Below are 19875 nucleotides of genomic sequence, written 5' to 3'. Positions count from 1 at the left end.
AAATTCCTCATCTTTTTTAATCCATCCATTTCACTAATTTCTTAGAAATTAATAATAAAACACAGCCTAATACAATTGCCACAGCGCCAATAACTGTGAATACTTCAGCGTATCCAAGTGAAGTTGTGAAGCTTGCAAGTTGTCCGCCTAAAATGTTGGCGATACCTGAACTTGCTAGCCATACACCCATTAATAAAGATGCTAATTTTACCGGAGCAAGCGCACTAACCATTGATAGTCCGACAGGTGATAAGAATAGCTCACCTAACGTATGGAAAAGATACGTAAAGACGATAAACAGTAAGTTTGCTTTTTCTGTAATGTTATGTTCATCACTACCTGTTTTTAATGTAGCGATAACGAGAATGATATAACCGATACCGAGCAAGATCATACCAAGTCCCATTTTAGTTGGGATTTTTAAATCACCTTGCTTGCGAGTTGCAAGTTTTGCCCATAATGCAGAAATGACTGGAGCAAGTAAAATAATAAATAATGGATTGACCGATTGGAACCAAGATGTTGGAACTTCCCATCCGAACACAGAGCGGTCTACAAATTTGTTTGTATATAATGTTAATGAGCTACCAGCTTGTTCAAAGCCAGCCCAGAAGAAGACAACGAAGCATGTTAAAATGACGATAACTGCGGTACGCTGTTTTTCTTTTTTTGTTAACGGTGTATCTCCTACTGATGGTTGTCCAGCAGCTGTTTGTAAATCGCGAGTTGGTTTTTTACCGATATTACCAAGGAAGCGATTTGATAGTGTTGTAAATAAAATTTGTCCAATGATCATTCCGATTGAAGCGGCTAAGAAACCGTAACGGAATCCGTAATGTACAACGCCATCAACTGTTGTTTTGAATAAATTTTCTGATAAAAATCCGCAAACGAGTGGAGCTAAAAATGACCCGACATTAATACCCATATAGAAAATGGTAAATGCACTATCACGTTTTGGATCGTTCTCTTCGTATAATTCTCCAACCAGTGTAGAGATGTTCGGTTTGAAGAATCCGTTACCTATAATAATAAGCGCTAATCCGAGGTATAGGCCTAATTGGTTTTGCAAGGCAAATAGTGTAAGGTTACCGATTGCCATTGTTATGCCACCAATTGTGATTGCTTTTCGTCTACCTAGAAAACGGTCTGTTAAGTATCCACCAATCATTGGTGTGAAATAACAGGCTCCAGTATAAAATCCGTAAATAGAGAGTGCCCATGCGGGACTAAACCCAAGACCACCGCTTACTAAAGCTGTCGTTAAATATAATGTTAATAATCCTCGTAATCCATAGTAACTAAATCTTTCCCACATTTCTGTAAAGAAGAGTAAGTATAAACCTGGAGGATGTTTCTTTTTTCTTTGTTGTTCTCTTTCTAGTTGTATCGCTGATTCCATGTTATTTTCCTCCTGACACAAACAAAAACAAAGTTAATAATTTTGTACATTTAATATTTTACCTTATTAACTATTATAAGTCAATAAAGGTTGATTTTTCAGAAGAAATTGGAAAAGAGGAATAGCTATAGAATGGGTATTTCTTTTGTGATAGACTATGGACTATGTTTTCTTTGTAAGGAAGCGGGTTATTGTACTTTTTATATGTGAAATTGATTTCATAAAAGATGAAATTAAAGAAGGAGAAAGAAATGAAATTGTTACAGAAAAAAGAAATTTTACTTATTAGCCTTATGTTATTCTCTATGTTCTTTGGAGCAGGGAATCTGATATTTCCACCTTTCCTTGGATATGAAGCAGGAGAACATGTTTGGATTTCATTAGTAGGATTTATTATATCAGCAACAGGTCTTCCTATATTAGGTGTTATCTCCATTGCAAAAGCAGGAAGTTTTCAAACGTTAGCGGGTAGGGTTCATTCTTCATTTGCAATTATTTTTCCATGTATCGTGTATGTATTTATTGGACCTGGGCTTGGTATACCACGTGCGGGAAGTTTAGCTTTTGAAATGGGTCCAGGTCAGTTATTCCCTGAAGCAGGAAACGGATTATTATTGTTTTACACAGTTATTTTCTTTAGTATTGTTTACTGGTTAAGTTTATCTCCATCTAAATTAATGGGGTTGTTTGGAAAAGTCTTGACGCCGTTATTATTATGTATGATTGCACTCATTTTTATAAAGAGTATGCTTACAACGGTAGGAGATATGAAAGAACCAATAGGGAACTATGGACAAGCTCCTATGTTTCAAGGGTTTTTAGATGGATATTTAACAATGGATGCGTTAGCTGCTTTAATCTTTGGAATTGTTATTGCAAATGCATTACGTGCAAAGGGTATTGAAGATGATAAAGGTTTAGCGAAATATATGAGTATTGCTGGAATTGGGGCAGGACTATTATTATCGATTATTTATGTCATCCTTGGATATGTGGGGGCAATTAGCGGCTCATTAGGAACATTTGATAACGGTGCGAAAGTGTTAGCACAAGTTATGATTACATTATTTGGACAGGGCGGAGTCGTTTTATTAGGTCTTATTTTTACTATCGCGTGTTTATGTGTTTCAATTGGACTTGTTACGTCTTGTAGTCAATTTTTTGCGAGTGCATTTCCGAAAGTATCTTATAAATTGTGGGCATTTATAGTAAGCGTTGTTAGTATGATTTTAGCTAATTTAGGGTTAACGCAAATTTTAAAAGTATCAGTACCAATTCTTGGATTTATTTATCCAATTGCGTTAACGCTTATTATTCTAGGGTTATTCCATCAGTATATTGGAAAGTATGCATACGTATATGCAGTAACTGTTTTGGTTGTAGCGATATTTAGTGCAATTGATATTTTAAATAAAAATGTAATGATGAATCAGTGGACGTCAGCATTAAAATACATCCCGTTTTATACAGAAGGTGTTGGGTGGATTGTTCCAGCTATTGTAGGCATGTGTCTTGGTTTTATCGTTAGCATTTTTCTAAATAAGAATAAATGAGTAAAAAGGTGTTTTCCTATTTTGGGAAGACACCTTTCTTTTTTTGGAAAAATACTATTGAAAATGAATAGACTAAGAGTATGATAAAGATAATTGGTAATATATAGGTTTAATGAGAGTTACGAATAAGGGGGGAGCGTATGAAGAAGGATTTGGATAAGAAAATAGAAGCACTCGAAACGGCAATTGAAACAATTCAAGAAGCACTTGCTGAATTAAAAGTAAAGCAAAGGGAAATAGAAGTAGAAAACGCTCAGCAACGTGTTAGTAAGAACAAGAAAGAATATATTGAAACGGTAATGGAGGAAAAGCCAAAAGAAGAAATAGTTAAGATAAAAGAGCCTTTGCAAGAACGTCAGGTAAAACAAGTAGATATATCTGCTTTTAAACCAGAGCCATTTAATATTATTAAGTTTTGTCAAACATGGTTACCGCGTGTATTTGTCGGTATTATGTTGCTTGGAGTGATCTGGTTATTTAAAGCAGGGGTAGATGCTGGCTTATTAACACCAGCGATACGAATTGTGTTTGGTATCGTATTATCTATCGGATTGTATTATATAGGAGATATTCAAATTAAAAGAGAGCGGCAGGCGTTAGGGTTAGTATTAGCTGGAGGAAGTATTACCGGGATTGTTCTAACAACGTTTGCAGCACATTATTTATATGGATTTATTCCGGCAAGTGTCGCGTTTCTCTGTAATATTGCATGGGTTATTTTAGGTATTTATTTAGCGAAAAGATATCAATCGGAATATCTCACTATTTTCGTAGCGGTCGGAGCGTTCTTCGTACCATTCTTGTTAAATAGTACGACTCCTAATCCTTATATTTTCTTTGGATATGAGACAGTATTAACACTTAGTTTATTATGGTATGCGTTGAAAAATCGTTATAAATACTTATATATGATTTCTTACGCTGTTGCTGCCATTGTCCTTTTCGTTTTCTTTGCTGTTATGTCAATGTTAGTAGAGAACTTGCAAGTACAGTTAACGATTGTATATGGTTTGATTCATTTACTATTATTTTGGCATATGTTTACGGAGAGAAGTTTTATACTAGAACCACGTTTGGCGATATTTAGTGCAAATGCAGTGTTCTTTATACTAGCTATTTCAAAAATACATGATTTTACAACATGGGGATTAATTATTAGTGCAATCGTGCATGCCGCTATGTTCGTATTTGAATATAGGAAAAATAGACATTCTACATTTACAAATCTCTTATTTGGTTTCGCAATGGGAGCATTTAGTTTAGCAATTTTATATGAGTATAGTTTAGTGAATGCAGCGATTGTACTATTATTACAAGGTTTCCTCGGCATGGTCACTTCTATTAAAGTAAAACAACAGATAAAATTGTATGTTAGTGCGACGGTTTACGCAATTGGAATGATACAGACTATTTTTAGCCCGTTTGATCAATTTATTTCGGCAGGCTTTGTTGCTCATCTTATTTTAATAGGAACGTTCTATTATTGCATGAGAGAAGCGAAAGAAGTATTAGCGAGCTTCGGCAAATATATGTATTCTATAGTGCTCTATTGGTTTATGATAATTGTATTTATTACAATTACGAGAATCGGTGAAGTTTTATCTACAGATGGAAGCGTAATTAGTGTATCAGTATCGTTATTATGGATGGTATATGCATTATTTGCGGTTTGGTTTGGAAGAAATAGAAATATGAATGAAATATTATATGCTGGTTTAGTCGTTTTAGTCGTAACGGTAGGGAAGTTATTCTTACTTGACTTACCAGAGGTATCGATGATGATTAGGGCAGTGTTATTCCTAATCGTCGGTAGTATAGGTATCGTTATTTCAAGAATGTTTTTCTCGAAGGAAGAGAAGTGAGAAGAAGGCAATCCATGTATGGATTGCCTTTTTTATTATTTCTTATTAATTGTTACAGTTTCATTATATTTCGTTGTTGTATTTTGGCGTAGACGAAGCGTTGCTTGTCCAATTGTATTTGAATCAATCTGTACATTTACAACTTTCTCAGCAGAGCCTAAGCTGTTTGTTGTGAAAGAAAATGCACTACTATATCCAAAAGTAGATGGCCAAGTGCCGTTTGCATTTTGTACTTTAGCCACTTGTGTTCCACCAGTAGTGAAGATACCTAAAGAATAGTTGTTATACGTTGTATTAGGTAGTAAGTTGTTTACTTGAATCTTCATTTGGAAAATTTCATTGTTTGGTAGAATGCTAGGGTGTGTAACGACGTAGTCGCTTGTTGTTACCGCACCGTTATAACCGTATGAACCTGGTTTAAAAGTATTTGTATTAAACCATTGATAACCTGCATTTGGTGCACTCCAAGGTTCAGGTTGTGGTTCTGTTGATAAGCTTGGCTGTTCAAATGTTTGTAGAGCTGTAGGTGAATCAAGTTGTAAACCATTTATTTGATCTAAACTTGTAAATGTCTCTTTATTTGATAACCAATTTACGATGTTTTCTAATAAGATAGCATCGTTTTCTTCTTTATAACCATCGTAAGTTTTCTTTGTTTGGCCAGAATCTTCACGAACGTACTTTGGCGTAGCATCTTCAACAGGAGAAGAGTCACCAATAAAGGCAGCTTTTCCAAGTCCTACTTTTGCAATTGCAGCATATGGGCCTTCTGCAATACCACCGCCATTATAAACGCCGCTATCAACAGCGTTATTCCATTTTGATGGATTTTCTGGAAGGTAAACAAGTCCTTTTGCTAGTTTTGGATTTGTAATTGCCAGAGTAGAACCAGCATGCATTGCTACAGACGAAACACCTTTTGTAATTCCGAAAGATTGTTCTGGCGATACAATTGTTTTCGCTGAAACATCACCAAGTGCATTGTAGCGGAAGCGAATACCGAAGTTGTCAGAGAGCCAATCAGAGCTTTCTACTCCTTGCATAGCTTGTGAATTTGCTTCTTCATTAGACATTCCTTTTGCTGGATTATCCCAAGCACCGCGTCTATATCCATTAAATACTTCAGAAGAGTCCCAGCGATTTTTATTACGATCTGCATTGTAATGATCAGCAATAAAGAAGATACTACCACCATTTTTTACATATTGTAACATAGCGTCCTGCTCAGATTTTTTGTAAGGAATATTAGCTTCTGGAACGATAAATACATTGTAATCTTTTAAATCTTCGTACGTAATAGGTGTTGATTTACGAAGTTCCTTTACGTGATATCCGTTTTTTGCAATGCCGTTTCCGAAGTCAGAAAAGCCGCCGTCAATAACCCAGTCAGCTGTCCCAGCAGTTTGACCGTGTGTATTATCAAATAATACTTTCTTCCCATTGTTTTGATTTACAACTTTTGCAGCAATTTCAGGAGCTGGGTCTACAGAGCTTTCGGCATAAGTAGACGGTATGAACGAGGTCCCTATACTTAGTGTAATTGCTGTTGCTAAAGAAAATGTAATCCATTTTTTATTCTTCATAGAAGAATCCCCCTAATAATAAATATATGTGCTTTAATAATGTAATTTATTTTTCTGTAAAAATAAAGACGGAAAACATAAAAAATATTAAAAAATTGTAAAAATACCGTGAATTTTGTTGAGAAATATTTATATAGATATAAAAACATCCCTTCCAAGTAATAAGGAAGGGATGTTTTGCTTAACTAATTTTTGAGTTAGGTGTTTCATCAATCTTATGAAACCCTTTCATGTAATATACGATTGCTAAGCCGATAAGCCAAATTGGGCCGACAATCAATGCAATTCGTGTATCTTCTGAATACGCCATTATACATAAGACTAGTGCAAGGAAGGCAAGTGAGAAATATGAGCTTAATGGGTATAAAGGCATTTTATATGATAACTTTTGTTTATTTTGAGTAGGCAAGCTTTTACGGAATTTAATTTGAGCGACTAATATAATGCCCCAAGTCCAAATTGCACCGAAAGTTGAAATGCTAGTAAGCCATGTAAATACCTTTGCAGGTACAAGATAGTTTAATATAACACCAATTAGTAAAACGATAGCAGTTGCTACAATTCCTTGGCTTGGAATGCCATTTTTATTTAAACGACCAAATCTTTCAGGAGCTTTTTTCTGCTGAGCTAATGTATATAGCATACGGCCTGTACTAAATAAACCACCGTTACAAGAAGAAAGAGCTGCTGTTAATACGACAAAGTTAATAATACCTGCTGCTTTTGCGATACCAATTTGCTGGAATGTTAATACGAATGGACTGCCTTTCTCACCAAGTTCGTTCCATGGATAAATTGCCATCATAACGAATAATGCCCCAACGTAAAAGAGTAGAATTCTCCAAAATACGTTATCAATTGCCTTTGCGAGTGTTTTCTTCGGATTTTGAGCCTCACCAGCTGTAACGCCGATTAATTCAACGCCTAAATAAGCGAATAGTACCATCTGCATGGAGAGTAGTAACCCAGAAAATCCATTTGGGAACCAGCCACCATGTGACCAAAGATTTGAAATACCAGTAGCGATACCACCGTTTCCGAATCCGAATAAAATAATACCAGCTCCGACTACTATCATACAGATAATTGTGACAATTTTAATGAGAGCAAACCAAAACTCAAGTTCTCCAAATACTTTTACCGATAAGAAGTTAAAAGCGCTCATTAATAATAGAGCAAGTAATGCCCAAGTCCAGCGCGGGATATCAGGGAACCAGTACTGCATGTAAATGCCAGCTGCTGTAATTTCAGCCATACAAGTAACAACCCATAAGAACCAGTAATTCCAACCAGTAATATAACCAGCGAGTGGTCCAATATAATCATATGCATATTTACTAAAAGAACCAGCAACAGGTTGTTCAATTGCCATTTCCCCAAGCGCTCGCATAATGAAAAAAATAACGAGACCGGCAATCATATAGCCTAGCAAAATAGAAGGACCTGCTAGTTTAATGGCGGAAGCGGATCCTAAAAATAGCCCAACGCCAATAGCTGAGCCCAGTGACATTAAAGTAATATGTCGTTCTTTTAAACCACGATTTAAAGTTCCAGATTTGTTTGTGTGCTGCATAAGAAGAATCCCCCTTGTAGAGTGAACGATATTTGAATGCGTTTACTAAATATTTAACTATTTCAAATTATAAAACATTTCTATCTGTTATGCTACAAAAATAATCATAATGAACTGTACTACATCTGTACTTGTCAGACTTAAACTTAAAATTCGAACTATTAGGGAATATATTGACTCTTCTTTTTATTGATTGTTAAGATTAAGTATTATATTTTCTCGCATACTAGTAAGAAAAAGAATGTGTGATAATAATTCAGGTGTAGGAAGGGTACATAAGCATGTTTCAATTACAAAAATATAACACTTCTGTGAAGCAAGAGTTTTTAGCTGGCATCACAACTTTTTTTACATTTGCGTATATTCTTGTCATCAATCCAAAAATATTATCTGATGCAGGTGTACCATTTGACCAAGCGTTTACAGCAACAATTATTGCAACCGTTGTTGGAACAGTAGGTATGGCGATTTTCGCGAATTACCCGATTGTTATTGCTCCAGCTATGGGAATGAATGCATATTTTGCTTATTCTGTTGTACAGAAGGCAGAAGGGATTACATATGTAGTTGCCTTTTCAGCTGTATTTGTAACGGGGATTATTTTTCTTTTATTATCTTTTACTTCGTTTAGGCAAAAGTTAATTTTAGCAATTCCTGATAGTTTAAAGCATGCAATTGCAGGTGGAATTGGACTATTTATTGCTTTTATTGGATTGCGCCTTTCTGGAATTATCGTGGATCATCCGTCTAATTTAGTTACGATTGGTGATTTTCATTCACCAGCTGTTATTTTAACTTTAATTGGTTTAATATTAGCGGCGGTATTAATGACATTGCGTGTGAGCGGTGCATTATTTATTAGTATGATTGTGACAGGAATTATTGCCTTCTTTACAGGGCAATTGAAGTTTGCTGATAAAATTGTGGCGATGCCTCATTTACCAGAGGGTATCATCGTTTCAAACCCAATCAATGCCTTTTCAGATGTAATTGAATACGGATTATACGGCGTTGTATTTTCATTTTTACTTGTACTTTTATTCGATACAACAGGTGCATTACTCGGTTTAATTAAACAAGCAGGTTTAATTACAGACAATACAGAGAAGCGTTTTGGTAAAGCGTTTATTGCGGATGCAATTGGCGGGACTACAGGTTCTATCTTTGGAACAAGCCCAACAGCAGCGACGATTGAATCGTCAGCAGGTATTGCTGCAGGTGGTAAAACTGGATTAACAGGGATTGTAGTTGTTGGTCTAACAATTATAACGGCATTTTTTAGTCCTGTTATTGCTTCTTTATCAAGTGTAGCCGCTATTACAGCTCCTTCATTAATTATAGTAGGTAGTTTAATGGCACAAAGCATTCGAGATATTAATTGGAATGAATTTGAAGATGCGTTACCAGCATTTTTAATTTTTATAGGTATTCCGTTAACATCTAGTATTGCAAATGGAATCGCAATTGGATTTTTAGTATATCCAGTCTTGAAAATTGTGAAGGGTAAAGGGATGGAAGTACATCCATTACTATACTTATTTGCATTCTTATTTGGATGTCATTTATTCTTATAATATAAATATAGGAGAGGGCCTTCTTATGGGAGGCTCCCTTTTTGTGTATAATAAAGTGAAACTATGGGCAGTAGGGGATATCCTCACTGTGTATTAGCCCGCACCAATCGGGATAAGATGAAAACTTAATTGGTTTTGTAAAATATAAATTACTTAATGGAATATATATGTTACAATATAGATAGAGGAGGAACATGAATGGCTGTAAGTAAAATAAAAGTCGCGCGTGTTCAGTTAGATTTAACACAGCAACAATTAGCAGAAAAAGTAGGCGTTACAAGGCAAACGATTAGTTTAATTGAGAAGGGGAAATACAATCCATCTTTAGATTTATGTTTAAAAATTTGTTATGCAGTAGATAAAACGTTGAATGATTTATTTTGGGAGGAAAAGGAGTGGTAGGATGAAAATCGTGAAAGATGAACGTTTAATGATTGAAGGGTTAAAACATATTAGATTAGCTTTCATCTTACAAAACATCGTCATACTAGCTATCGTCTTTTACCGCTATGTCTTGCAAGGGGCAGGATATGAAAGTGTTTCAGATTTATTAATGGTATTTATGGGCGGGATAATAATTATTAACTTTTTAAATCTGAAAAATTCAGTGGAAGTGTATGAGCATACGGGCGGAGTGTCGCGTCGTTATTTTATGAAGCTATTATTCATTCCAGTGGGTATTATTATTGGGATTTTAGCTATTTGTATCGTTGTAACACCAGATATTTCGATAAAGGAAATTAGTATGACAGGACTTATTATGTTTGCTTGTTTTTTAGTTCCTAGTTTGTTTATATACATATATATGAAAAAAATAAAAAGAGAAGATTGAAATATAAGAAAGGCTTTCCCGTATTGAGGAAAGCTTTTCTTATATCTTTTTATACAAAACTTTATGAAGGCCAATTGGTTCAATTTCAAAAATTTCACCATGTTCCTGAAAGCCTAAGCGCTTGTAATAGTCAGCTACAGTAATTCGGCCATTACACCATAACATATTTGCTTGACGCTCTTGTAAGATTTGTTCTGCATTCTGAATTAAGGAGCTTCCAGCGTGGTTGTTTCGAAACTCAGGTAATGTGGCCATTCCTCGTAGACGATAATGAATACCGGCTGGTAGGTCAGGATATATTTCTTTTGAGAAGGAAGCGATACTAATTAGTTCATCGTTTATAAATGCGCCTAAGTGGAAGGTGTCTGTTTCATAATCGGAAGGATATTTACAATCTGCTAATGTTTGATTGGGGCGTAAAATTTTTTGACGTAATACGTAAGTTTCAGATCCCTCAATATTTTTCACGATAATCATATTAACATCCTTTCTTATAAGGCTTTTTCTGTTAATTGTATAAAGAAATAAGCAGGTGCGGCGAGAAGTCCGAGTATGCTAGCAGTTCCGAGAAGGAGTGAAAGTAGGAGGCAAGAATATTTTATTCCATTCGATTTTTTCCATCCGTAACTACAAATCTCAATACTAACACCGATGAGAATAATGGCAACGAGTATTTCTGCTAATAATAAAAGAGCTAAAGTTACAATAGACATAATGTGATCCATCCTCATAATATGTGATAGTAACATTTTACCATATGAAGTTAAAAAAATGCCCCTCAATTATGTGAGGGGCATTTTTTTACTCTAATATGTTTTTTAGTGTATCGATATGTTCTTTTGAACCTGTTACAAGTAATGTGTCACCGTGTTGTAGTCTTGTATCACCATGTGGTATTAATGCTTTGTTACCGCGGTAGATTTGAATGACAAGTACATCACCTAAAAACGGGAGGCGGCGAAGCGCAACGCCGTTATATTTATTGCTGCGCAGTTCAACTTCACGTACTGTTTCGTTTGCTGTTGTAATTAAGCGAACGAGACTAGGTTTATCAATAAGTGCACGTAATAAAATACGTGTAGAGTTAATTGTTGAGAATACAGCGATATGTTCTTGCGTTGCTTTTTCTTGTAGAAGTGGATCTTCTACACTTGCAATAACATGTTCAACACCTAGCTCTTTTGCATGTTCTGCCAATAATAAGTTTTGTTCATCATCGCTTGTTGCAACAACGACGCGATCTGCATCAAATGCTGTTTGTTCAGTTAATGATGCGATTGTGATGTCATCTAATTTCACGATAGGGAAGTCATGTGATTTCGCTTCTTCATCATTTATTTTGTTTTGACGCATCATATATAGCGTTACGTCATAATCTTCTCGTTTTAAATCTAGTGATAACGGAAGGGTAATTCTGCTCGCGCCAATAATAGCTACTTTTGGTTTTGGTGTTTCTACTTTTGGGAACATTTTTTTAAACAATATAGGTGCAAAAATACAAGTAATAACTGCGCTTAAAATAAGAGAGGCAGATAAACTTGGACTGATGATCTCCAGTTTTTCACCAATTTGTGCAGCCGCAATAACTAGAGAAAGTGTCGATGTTAATAAGATTGCACTTCCAAGTACGATATTACGTGGATACCATTTTCTTAAGACGAGTGATGGTAAGAGTTTCGAAATAAAGAGTCCTACAATTAAGATTGGAATCATGAGCATGCTAGAAGGTTCTTTGAAAATAGACCACACCTCTAGATTTACACCAACCATTACGAAGAAAATAGGGATGAAGAAACCATAGCCGATAGAATCAAGTTTTTCCACCATATCTTCATTTGGTGATAATAACGATACAAGTACACCTGCTAAGAAGGCGCCTAAAATATTTTCTGCTCCAACAGATTCCGATAACCCAACTAAGATTAAAATGAGTGCAAAGACAGCTCGTGTATCAATTTGTACACTACCAGCTTTTAAACTATCTAAGTATGGAATGTTTTTAAAGCGTTTTGCAATAAAGTAAATGACAATACCGGCACCGAATAGAATAAGTAAGAGCCACATACTCTGACCGCTTTCGGAATTTAATCCGACAAAAACAGCGAGTAAAATCATTGTAACTAAGTCTGCAATAACAGCAACTAATAAAATGATTTGTCCGATTGCAGTTTTTCCTAGGTTGTTCTCTTTTAATGTTGGTACAACAACACCTAAAGAAATAGTTGAAATAATTAAAGTCATGAACATTGCATTATCTACAAATCCTAGCCATACGAATAGTAATGATAGGGCATAAGATAAGATGAAAATAAATAAGAAGATAATGCTTGCTACTTGAAATGTATTTGGCTCGTTTGTCGTATTTTTTTTCCCTTTTTGTTTAAAGATAGAAAAATCAATTTCTAAACCGCTTAAGAACATGAGGAAGATAAATCCTAATGTTGATAAAACTTGAAGCCATATATCTGGCTCAATAATATTAAACCCACTTTTACCTACAAAGATTCCTGCAATAATTTCTGCAACGACAACAGGAAGTGCTTTTAATTTAAAGCGTTGTAACAAAAGGGGAACGAAAAACGCGATTGCAACGACAACCATAAGTGATAGAACAGAAGTATGATGTTCCATTGCGTTCTCTCCCTTCAAATAAATATAGTACCTATTTAGCCATATAATAGGTAGAAAAGCAACGCATATGGATTCGATTTCATAAAGAAAGATTTTTCTTAACATTTGTCATAATAAGTATATTTTTCATGATTCTGTTGTTAATTCCGTAATGTGGATGTAATAGGGGAGGGGATAAAAAAAAGACTGCTGAGGAATCTCAGCAGTCTTTTTCATGTACATTACATTGAGAAGAAGATCCATACAGTTAAACCAACTGTTGCAGTTGCAACGAAGAAACTGTATATCATTGTAAGAATTTGAACTCTTCCTTCTCCTTCTTTTAAATGCATGAACATAATTAATTGTAACAATGCTTGCGCAACAGCCATTATGATAATAGTTGTTAAGACTGTTGAAAGTGGCAATGTTGTGTAAAGTGCCACGTATAACGCTAGAAACGTTAATGCAAGCGATAAAATAAATCCGAAAACGTGTGACCAAGGGAATCCGCTATGCGCATGCCCGTTTGCTTGATTGTTGTTTTGAGCCATTTACGCCACCATCCCGTTCAAGTAAACTAGTGTGTAAATAAAGACCCAAACTAGATCAAGGAAATGCCAGTATAAGCTGATAATGAATACTTTACGAGCTGTAACTGGTGTTAAACCTCGTTTTAAAATTTGGATAATAACACAAGTTGCCCAAATGATACCGCCTGTTACGTGAGCTCCGTGCGTTCCAAGAAGAACGAAGAATCCAGATAAGAAAGCACTTGTTTGAATTGTTGCGCCTTCACCAATGTACATAATGAACTCTTCGATCTCAAAGAATAGGAAACCTGCACCTAAAAGTAATGTAAGGACGAACCATCCAAGCATCGCTTTTTGGTTATGCTTACGCATTTCATGAATTACGATACCGCATGTAAAACTACTTGTTAAAAGTAGTAATGTTTGAATTAAAAGCGTTTTAAGTTCAAACAATTGCGCTGGTGTTGGGCCATCTGCCGTACGACCAGCAAGGACTAGATAAGAGGCGAAAAGTGTTGCGAACAGCATAATTTCAGCCCCAAGAAAAATCCAGAATCCTAGGATATTCAATCTGCTTTGTTCGGATTGATATTCCAAAGGTAAGCTTTTATCTAAAGCCGCCATGTCATTTCACCTCTCATGCTATATGTTCTGTTTTTTTAATTTCATCAACACTGATATAGTAACCTTCATCATAATCGAATGAACGATAGATTAAGCAAGCTAAAATACCAACTCCACCGATTGCTGCAAGCCAGAACCAGCTAAATACTAATGCGAAACCTGCAAGACCGAAGAATCCAGACGCAATAATAGGCACACCAGAGTTACTTGGCATGTGAATTGGTTTGATATCTTCTGCTGCTGGTGTAACTGTTTCTCCGCGTTTTTTCATGTACCAGAAAGCATCAGCTTCTTTAATTTCAGGAAGCTTCGCGAAGTTGTAATGTTGTACAGGAGAGTGAGTTGCCCATTCAAGTGTACGACCATCCCATGGATCTCCAGTTGTGTCACGTTCACCGTGACGTGCACTCCAAATTACGTTGTAGCAAAGAAGTAGGAAGCCGATACCCATCATTACCGCACCAACAGATGCGATTTGGTTTAGCCATCCCCATCCAAGACTTTCAGAGTAAGTGTACATACGACGAGTCATACCGTCTAAACCTAAGAAGTACATTGGGAAGAAACAGATGTTGAATCCGCTCATAAAGATCCAGAATGTCCATTTACCTAGGCGTTCATTTAACATATGACCAGTCATTTTTGGATACCAGAATGTGAATCCAGCAAGCATAGCGAATACTGTACCTGCGATTAATACGTAGTGGAAGTGAGCGATTAGGAAGTAGCTGTTATGGTATTGATAATCAGCTGCTGCCATTCCAAGCATAACCCCTGTAACCCCACCGACTACGAAGTTTGGAATAAATGCCAATGACCAAAGCATTGGAACTGTAAAACGAATACGTCCTTTATACAGTGTAAACAACCAGTTAAAAATCTTAACCCCGGTTGGAATCGAAATCGCCATTGTCGAAATCGAGAAGAATGAGTTAACCGCTGGACCTGCACCCATCGTGAAGAAGTGGTGAAGCCATACGACGAAACTTAGTAAAGAAATTGCAACCATTGAGTATACCATCGCACTGTAACCGAATAGACGCTTACGTGAGAATGTACTAATGATTTCAGAGAAAATACCGAATGCCGGTAAAATAACGATATATACTTCAGGGTGACCCCATACCCAGAACAGGTTGGCCCATAACATCGGCATACCGCCGCTCGCCATCGTAAAGAAGTGAGCATCGAATAGACGGTCAAATGTCATTAATGCAAGAGCAACTGTTAATACTGGGAAAGCGAAAATAATGATAATTGTTGTAATTAAGATTGACCAAGTAAACATTGGCATTCTCATTAAAGTCATACCAGGTGTACGCATTTTTAAGATAGTAACAAGGAAGTTAATACCGGTCATTAGCGTACCGAGACCTGAAATCTGTAATGCAATTGCGTAGTAGTTATTTCCTACGCCTGAAGTAAACTCTGTACCTGCCATTGGGAAGTAAGAAGTCCACCCAGCGTCTGGAGAACCACCGATTACGAAAGCGATGTTGAATAACATTGCTCCGACAAAGAATAACCAGAAACTTAAAGCATTTAAGAACGGATATGCAACGTCACGAGCACCAATTTGTAATGGTACTACAAGGTTCATTAATCCCATAACGAATGGCATTGCCATGAAAAGAATCATTACTGTACCATGCGTTGTAAAGATTCCGTTATAGTGTTCAGCGTTTAAATAAGTTGTTTCTGGGAATGTTAACTGTGCACGGATCATTAAACCATCCATACCACCACGGAATAACATGATAACCGCAGAAATAATATACATAGCTCCGATTTTTTTATGGTCAACAGTTGTCAACCATTCGTCCCAAAGCCATTTCCATTTTTTATACTTTGTTAGTACGAAAATGATTGCTAATGTCACAAGAACGATAGAAGCGTCTGCACCGTAAATAATCGGGTCACCTGTGACAAAGAATTCATCAAGCTTCACTGTGTTCACTCCAATCTGTTGGAATAATAGCTATTATTTTTTGTTTTTGTAGTAGTTGTAATCACAATATTCAAGTGATTTTGGATCTACATAACTTAAGTGGTGACTAGAGAACGTCATGCGTCCAACTACACCAGGTTTAATAATTTCGTTGTATTTCTGTTCTGTTAACTTATCAGCAGTTTGTTGTACTTCTTTAACCCACTTGTCATATTTCTCTTTAGTTTTCGCTTCAACTTCGAACTCCATGTGAGTGAATCCTTCACCAGAGAAGTTCGCACTACGACCTAGGTAAGAACCTGGTTTATCAGCTTGTAAATAAAGATCCATAATCATGCCATCCATTGTGTACTTCATACCACCAAGTTCTGGTACCCAGAAAGCATTCATTGGGCCGACAGAAGTCAGTTTGAATTGAATTGGTACACCAGCTGGGATGTTTAAATAGTTAACGGTTTCAATTTTTTCCTCTGGGTAACTGAATAACCATTTCCAGTTTGCAGATGTAACATAAATTTCAACTGGTTTAATATGTTTGGACTCTTTCGGAACCTCTTCCGAAGCATAAGTTGCTTTTACTGTTGGAATCGATAATGCGATAACGATAATAACAGGAACAAGCGTCCAAATAATTTCTAGTAATGTGTTACCGTGTTGTTCAGGTGGCTCATAGTCCATATTCTCTGGTTTTTCACGATAACGAATCAAGATGACTGTAAACAGAATGAATACAATTGCGATAATTAATGACATAAGCAAGAATGACCAAACAATTAAATCATACTGTGCTTTTGCAACAGGTCCTTGCGGATTTAATACTGCGAGTTTTTTATCACAGCCACCGAGGAACAGAAGTAATGATAACGGAAGAAGCGAAGCCAACTTCCAAAACGCTTTCTTTAGTTGCACGATTGAAAATCTCCTTTCTCCTTGGATTGAAACTATGCCAATAAAACAATATAAACCTATTAATTTATAGAAGGCAATAGTTTTTGATATATTGTTAAAAAATAGACACAAATGCACACTTTTTAAGGTGAATATCATTTGTAACTTGATTACATTGTAAACTATTTTCCAGAGAAAAACGTGATTGTGAAAATTTTAAGATAAATAAAGTTATACCAGGATATCCAAGAAATAGAAAAAAGCTATCTTATGATAAGGAAGATAGCTGAATATTTTGTATATTTAGTTTATTTCTCGTGTGACAGTTCGTGGCTGTTCAAGTGTGACAATTTTTTTATATTTAACTTGGTATAAAATGTAACAAATAATCATAAATGGAATGCCACAATAAAGAGCAATTCTTTGATCTGGAATGAAAGCCAAACTAACAAATGTAATGAAATTGAGCGAGAACGCTACGATTGGAACGAGTGGATAGAGCGGTGTACGATATTTTAAATCATTTATGTTGCCACCATTTTTCACGAAATTTCTACGGAAGAAAAACTGTGAAGCGGCGATTGACATCCAAACGACAACGGCAGCCATTGCTGCAATAGATGTTAAAACTAGAAAGACAGTATCTGCCGCAAATACACTTGTTAGTAAGGACAGGCTAGCGAAAATTAGGCTGAAAATTAATGCATTTAGCGGTACACCTTTTTTAGTTAATTTCGTAAATGCTGGGCTTGCCATTCCTTGTTTTGCCATCGCCCACAGCATACGAGAATTTGCATATAGACCAGAGTTAGCAACGGATAATACAGCTGTAATAATAACAAAGTTCATAATATCTGCTGCATATGGGACACCGGCTACATCAAATACAAGTACAAAGGGACTTTCAACTAGATTAGCCTCTTGCCATGGGAGTAAACCTACAACAACTGATATCGCTAAGACGAAGAAGAAGAGAGTTCGCCAAATTGTATTTTTTATTGCTTTTGGAATTGTTTTTTCAGGATTTTCACTTTCTCCTGAAGCGATTCCAATTAATTCTGTTCCTTGGAAGGAGTAATTTACTGTAATCATCGTAAGAAGAACAGCTAATGCACCGTTGGGAAATAGCCCGCCATTTTCAGTGAAATTATGAAGCATTGGAGCTGGCTTTCCATTAAAGTCTAGTAGACCGAACATAACAGCGCCACCAAGCACGATGAAAATGACAATTGTCGCGACTTTTACACTTGCGAACCAAAACTCTGCTTCTGCATATGCTTTTGCTGATAAAGCGTTTACGAGGAAGAGTGCTGCTGCAAATGTAACGCACCAAATCCAGGAAGAAACGTCTGGAAACCAGCGTTTCATTAAAATACTTACAGTTGTTAACTCTACGCCAACTGTAACAGCCCAATTTAACCAATACATCCAACCGACAACAAATCCAAAACCAGGTGAAATGAATTTGCTTGCATAACTTTGGAATGAACCTGCTTCTGGCATAGCAACGGATAATTCACCAAGACATAACATCGTTAAATACATAACAAATCCACCGACTAAAAATGCAAGAATAGCACCACCAGGTCCGGCATTATGGACGATTTGACCAGATCCCATAAATAGCCCGGTTCCGATAACACCGCCGAGTGCAATCATAAATAGGTGTCTACTTTTCATTGTTCGTTTTAAATCTGTTTGTTCAATTTGTTGATTCATATGCCCCTCACCCCGTATTTTCTTGAATGTGTAAACTTCGTTTTATTCTGAGTTTTTAATCATTAGTGGGGGATGCAAAACACACTCGGTTTATTTGCTATGAAATGAATGGAGTATGTAAAAAACGAACTATGACTAAATACTCTAAGAATGTTTGTTAACATGGTGATATCTTCACTATGTTAACAATTTTGATTTTAGCAAAATATTCTGTAAATGTATATTTATTTTTCTTTTTATTAAAAATAATTAGAATTTTTATAATTAATTCTATGAGCGATAATTCACATGATCTTTCTAGCAAACTAGTAAGAAGAAGGGTACAATGATAAGAGGTGTATCTGTAAAATAATAATTAATGGAGTTTTGTTTATAATGAAAAAGTTAAAATATCTTTTTGTTTTTGGAATTATACTTGCTGCTGCGTTTTTTATAGGAAAAGATAAAATCATGCAAAAGGCGCAAGTTCTACGCTTAGAGTTTCTATCTGAAATGAAAGAAGCAGCTATGATTGAAGATGTTCCGTTTATTAAACAATTACCAGAATTACCTCGAGGATGTGAAGTGACAAGTTTAGCTATGTTGCTGCAATATAAAGGTGTACAAGTAGATAAGATGCAACTTGCTAGCGAAATTCATCGTGTTCCATTTGAACAAAATGGTTTGCGTGGAAATCCTTACGAGGGATTTGTGGGAAATATTTATACAAAGGCAGAGCCTGGATATGGTGTATACAATAAACCAATCTTTGATTTAGCAGAAAAATATGTTCCTGAAAAAGTAATTAATTTAACAGGTAGAGACATGCAAGATATATATAAAGTAATTAGTTCTGGTTCTCCGGTATGGGTCATTATTAATACGACGTTTAAGCCGCTAGCTGAAAGTAGTTTTGAAACATGGAATACGAGTTCAGGCGAAGTGAAAATTACATATTATGAGCATAGTGCAGTAGTAATTGGATATGATCAAAACTTTGTATATGTAAATGATCCTCTTAAAAATAATCCGCGCTTGGCTGTTCCGCGAGCAGAATTTGAGAAAGCTTGGGAGCAAATGGGAAAACAAGCAATTACTATTTTATAATAATGAAAAAGTCATCTTTTGGATGGCTTTTTCTTTTTAGCTTATCATCACTGAAAATTCAGAATATTCTTTTAAAAGTTAACAATTC

The 19875-nt window shown here is 35.8% G+C and carries 17 protein-coding genes; 6 read left to right on the top strand and 11 right to left on the bottom strand.

Annotation, left to right across the window (positions count from 1 at the left end; translation table 11 throughout):
• Positions 1-16: 16 nt before the first annotated feature.
• Positions 17-1402 (bottom strand): peptide MFS transporter, encoded by a 1386-nt coding sequence (locus tag D1166_RS16100; protein WP_000443143.1) that lies wholly within the window; start codon positions 1400-1402, stop codon positions 17-19.
• Between the two features lie 251 nt (positions 1403-1653).
• Between D1166_RS16100 and brnQ1 the strand changes: the two genes are divergently transcribed.
• Positions 1654-2955 carry a branched-chain amino acid transport system II carrier protein BrnQ1 gene (gene brnQ1 / locus D1166_RS16095; RefSeq protein WP_000771697.1) on the top strand — a complete coding sequence of 434 codons (1302 nt, stop codon included), beginning with the start codon at positions 1654-1656 and terminating at the stop codon, positions 2953-2955.
• A gap of 140 nt (positions 2956-3095) precedes the next feature.
• Complete coding sequence (locus tag D1166_RS16090; RefSeq protein WP_000710930.1) at positions 3096-4817, top strand: DUF2339 domain-containing protein; 1722 nt, start codon at positions 3096-3098, stop codon at positions 4815-4817.
• 35 nt (positions 4818-4852) lie between these two features.
• Here the strand turns inward: D1166_RS16090 and D1166_RS16085 are convergent, their stop codons facing one another.
• On the bottom strand, positions 4853-6400 hold the full coding sequence (locus tag D1166_RS16085) for a DNA-binding protein (protein ID WP_097861486.1): 1548 nt from the start codon (positions 6398-6400) through the stop codon (positions 4853-4855).
• Positions 6401-6581: 181 nt separating this feature from the next.
• Entirely contained in the window at positions 6582-7973 is a 1392-nt protein-coding gene (locus tag D1166_RS16080) for an amino acid permease (protein WP_001164895.1), read from the bottom strand.
• 281 nt (positions 7974-8254) lie between these two features.
• Between D1166_RS16080 and D1166_RS16075 the strand changes: the two genes are divergently transcribed.
• The 3 genes from D1166_RS16075 to D1166_RS16065 all read left to right on the top strand — a co-directional run bounded on the left by D1166_RS16075 (position 8255) and on the right by D1166_RS16065 (position 10379).
• The gene (locus D1166_RS16075) at positions 8255-9547 is read left to right on the top strand and encodes an NCS2 family permease (protein ID WP_000487191.1); all 1293 of its coding nucleotides are present in this window, start codon (positions 8255-8257) and stop codon (positions 9545-9547) included.
• A 198-nt stretch (positions 9548-9745) separates the two neighbouring features.
• Positions 9746-9949: a helix-turn-helix transcriptional regulator gene (locus D1166_RS16070; protein ID WP_000301183.1), complete on the top strand. Its 204-nt coding sequence runs from the start codon at positions 9746-9748 to the stop codon at positions 9947-9949.
• 1 nt (position 9950) lies between these two features.
• Positions 9951-10379, top strand: a complete 429-nt coding sequence (locus tag D1166_RS16065; RefSeq protein WP_000706629.1) for a hypothetical protein — start codon at positions 9951-9953, stop codon at positions 10377-10379.
• Between the two features lie 39 nt (positions 10380-10418).
• On the opposite strand, the gene D1166_RS16060 is transcribed toward D1166_RS16065, so the two are convergent.
• The 8 genes from D1166_RS16060 to D1166_RS16025 form a co-directional block, all read right to left on the bottom strand.
• Positions 10419-10856: a GNAT family N-acetyltransferase gene (locus D1166_RS16060; RefSeq protein WP_000587679.1), complete on the bottom strand. Its 438-nt coding sequence runs from the start codon at positions 10854-10856 to the stop codon at positions 10419-10421.
• Between the two features lie 14 nt (positions 10857-10870).
• Complete coding sequence (locus tag D1166_RS16055; protein WP_044129536.1) at positions 10871-11128, bottom strand: DUF4022 family protein; 258 nt, start codon at positions 11126-11128, stop codon at positions 10871-10873.
• Between the two features lie 52 nt (positions 11129-11180).
• Positions 11181-13010, bottom strand: coding sequence for a monovalent cation:proton antiporter family protein (locus tag D1166_RS16050; RefSeq protein ID WP_000399972.1), 1830 nt, complete (start codon positions 13008-13010; stop codon positions 11181-11183).
• 221 nt (positions 13011-13231) lie between these two features.
• Positions 13232-13543: a cytochrome aa3 quinol oxidase subunit IV gene (gene qoxD / locus D1166_RS16045; RefSeq protein ID WP_000068425.1), complete on the bottom strand. Its 312-nt coding sequence runs from the start codon at positions 13541-13543 to the stop codon at positions 13232-13234.
• Entirely contained in the window at positions 13544-14146 is a 603-nt protein-coding gene (gene qoxC / locus D1166_RS16040) for a cytochrome aa3 quinol oxidase subunit III (protein WP_000729318.1), read from the bottom strand. It lies immediately after the preceding gene.
• A 13-nt stretch (positions 14147-14159) separates the two neighbouring features.
• A complete protein-coding gene (gene qoxB, locus D1166_RS16035; protein ID WP_000762367.1) occupies positions 14160-16094 on the bottom strand; it encodes a cytochrome aa3 quinol oxidase subunit I in 1935 nt (644 codons plus the stop codon).
• A 33-nt stretch (positions 16095-16127) separates the two neighbouring features.
• Positions 16128-17003 carry a cytochrome aa3 quinol oxidase subunit II gene (locus D1166_RS16030; RefSeq protein WP_001176166.1) on the bottom strand — a complete coding sequence of 292 codons (876 nt, stop codon included), beginning with the start codon at positions 17001-17003 and terminating at the stop codon, positions 16128-16130.
• Positions 17004-17285: 282 nt separating this feature from the next.
• The gene (locus tag D1166_RS16025) at positions 17286-18701 is read right to left on the bottom strand and encodes an amino acid permease (RefSeq protein WP_001075762.1); all 1416 of its coding nucleotides are present in this window, start codon (positions 18699-18701) and stop codon (positions 17286-17288) included.
• A 375-nt stretch (positions 18702-19076) separates the two neighbouring features.
• Between D1166_RS16025 and D1166_RS16020 the strand changes: the two genes are divergently transcribed.
• On the top strand, positions 19077-19787 hold the full coding sequence (locus D1166_RS16020) for a C39 family peptidase (protein WP_000734488.1): 711 nt from the start codon (positions 19077-19079) through the stop codon (positions 19785-19787).
• The last annotated feature ends 88 nt before the right edge of the window (positions 19788-19875 follow it).

Origin of the sequence: Bacillus sp. ISO11 (genome assembly GCF_003458115.1) — a bacterium.
Classification (GTDB): domain Bacteria; phylum Bacillota; class Bacilli; order Bacillales; family Bacillaceae_G; genus Bacillus_A; species Bacillus_A cereus.
Note: the sequence above shows the minus strand (reverse complement) of the source record. Positions and strands in the feature narration are given on the sequence as shown.

What these genes read in the sequence shown, in the direction of transcription:
- D1166_RS16100 (WP_000443143.1), bottom strand. Translation starts at nt 1,402, where the DNA reads ATGGAATCAGCGATACAACTAGAAAGAGAACAACAAAGAAAAAAGAAA.
- D1166_RS16090 (WP_000710930.1), top strand. Translation starts at nt 3,096, where the DNA reads ATGAAGAAGGATTTGGATAAGAAAATAGAAGCACTCGAAACGGCAATT.
- qoxD (WP_000068425.1), bottom strand. Translation starts at nt 13,543, where the DNA reads ATGGCTCAAAACAACAATCAAGCAAACGGGCATGCGCATAGCGGATTC.
- brnQ1 (WP_000771697.1), top strand. Translation starts at nt 1,654, where the DNA reads ATGAAATTGTTACAGAAAAAAGAAATTTTACTTATTAGCCTTATGTTA.
- D1166_RS16080 (WP_001164895.1), bottom strand. Translation starts at nt 7,973, where the DNA reads ATGCAGCACACAAACAAATCTGGAACTTTAAATCGTGGTTTAAAAGAA.
- D1166_RS16070 (WP_000301183.1), top strand. Translation starts at nt 9,746, where the DNA reads ATGGCTGTAAGTAAAATAAAAGTCGCGCGTGTTCAGTTAGATTTAACA.
- D1166_RS16065 (WP_000706629.1), top strand. Translation starts at nt 9,951, where the DNA reads ATGAAAATCGTGAAAGATGAACGTTTAATGATTGAAGGGTTAAAACAT.
- D1166_RS16055 (WP_044129536.1), bottom strand. Translation starts at nt 11,128, where the DNA reads ATGTTACTATCACATATTATGAGGATGGATCACATTATGTCTATTGTA.
- qoxC (WP_000729318.1), bottom strand. Translation starts at nt 14,146, where the DNA reads ATGGCGGCTTTAGATAAAAGCTTACCTTTGGAATATCAATCCGAACAA.
- D1166_RS16020 (WP_000734488.1), top strand. Translation starts at nt 19,077, where the DNA reads ATGAAAAAGTTAAAATATCTTTTTGTTTTTGGAATTATACTTGCTGCT.
- D1166_RS16050 (WP_000399972.1), bottom strand. Translation starts at nt 13,010, where the DNA reads ATGGAACATCATACTTCTGTTCTATCACTTATGGTTGTCGTTGCAATC.
- D1166_RS16075 (WP_000487191.1), top strand. Translation starts at nt 8,255, where the DNA reads ATGTTTCAATTACAAAAATATAACACTTCTGTGAAGCAAGAGTTTTTA.
- D1166_RS16085 (WP_097861486.1), bottom strand. Translation starts at nt 6,400, where the DNA reads ATGAAGAATAAAAAATGGATTACATTTTCTTTAGCAACAGCAATTACA.
- D1166_RS16025 (WP_001075762.1), bottom strand. Translation starts at nt 18,701, where the DNA reads ATGAATCAACAAATTGAACAAACAGATTTAAAACGAACAATGAAAAGT.
- D1166_RS16060 (WP_000587679.1), bottom strand. Translation starts at nt 10,856, where the DNA reads ATGATTATCGTGAAAAATATTGAGGGATCTGAAACTTACGTATTACGT.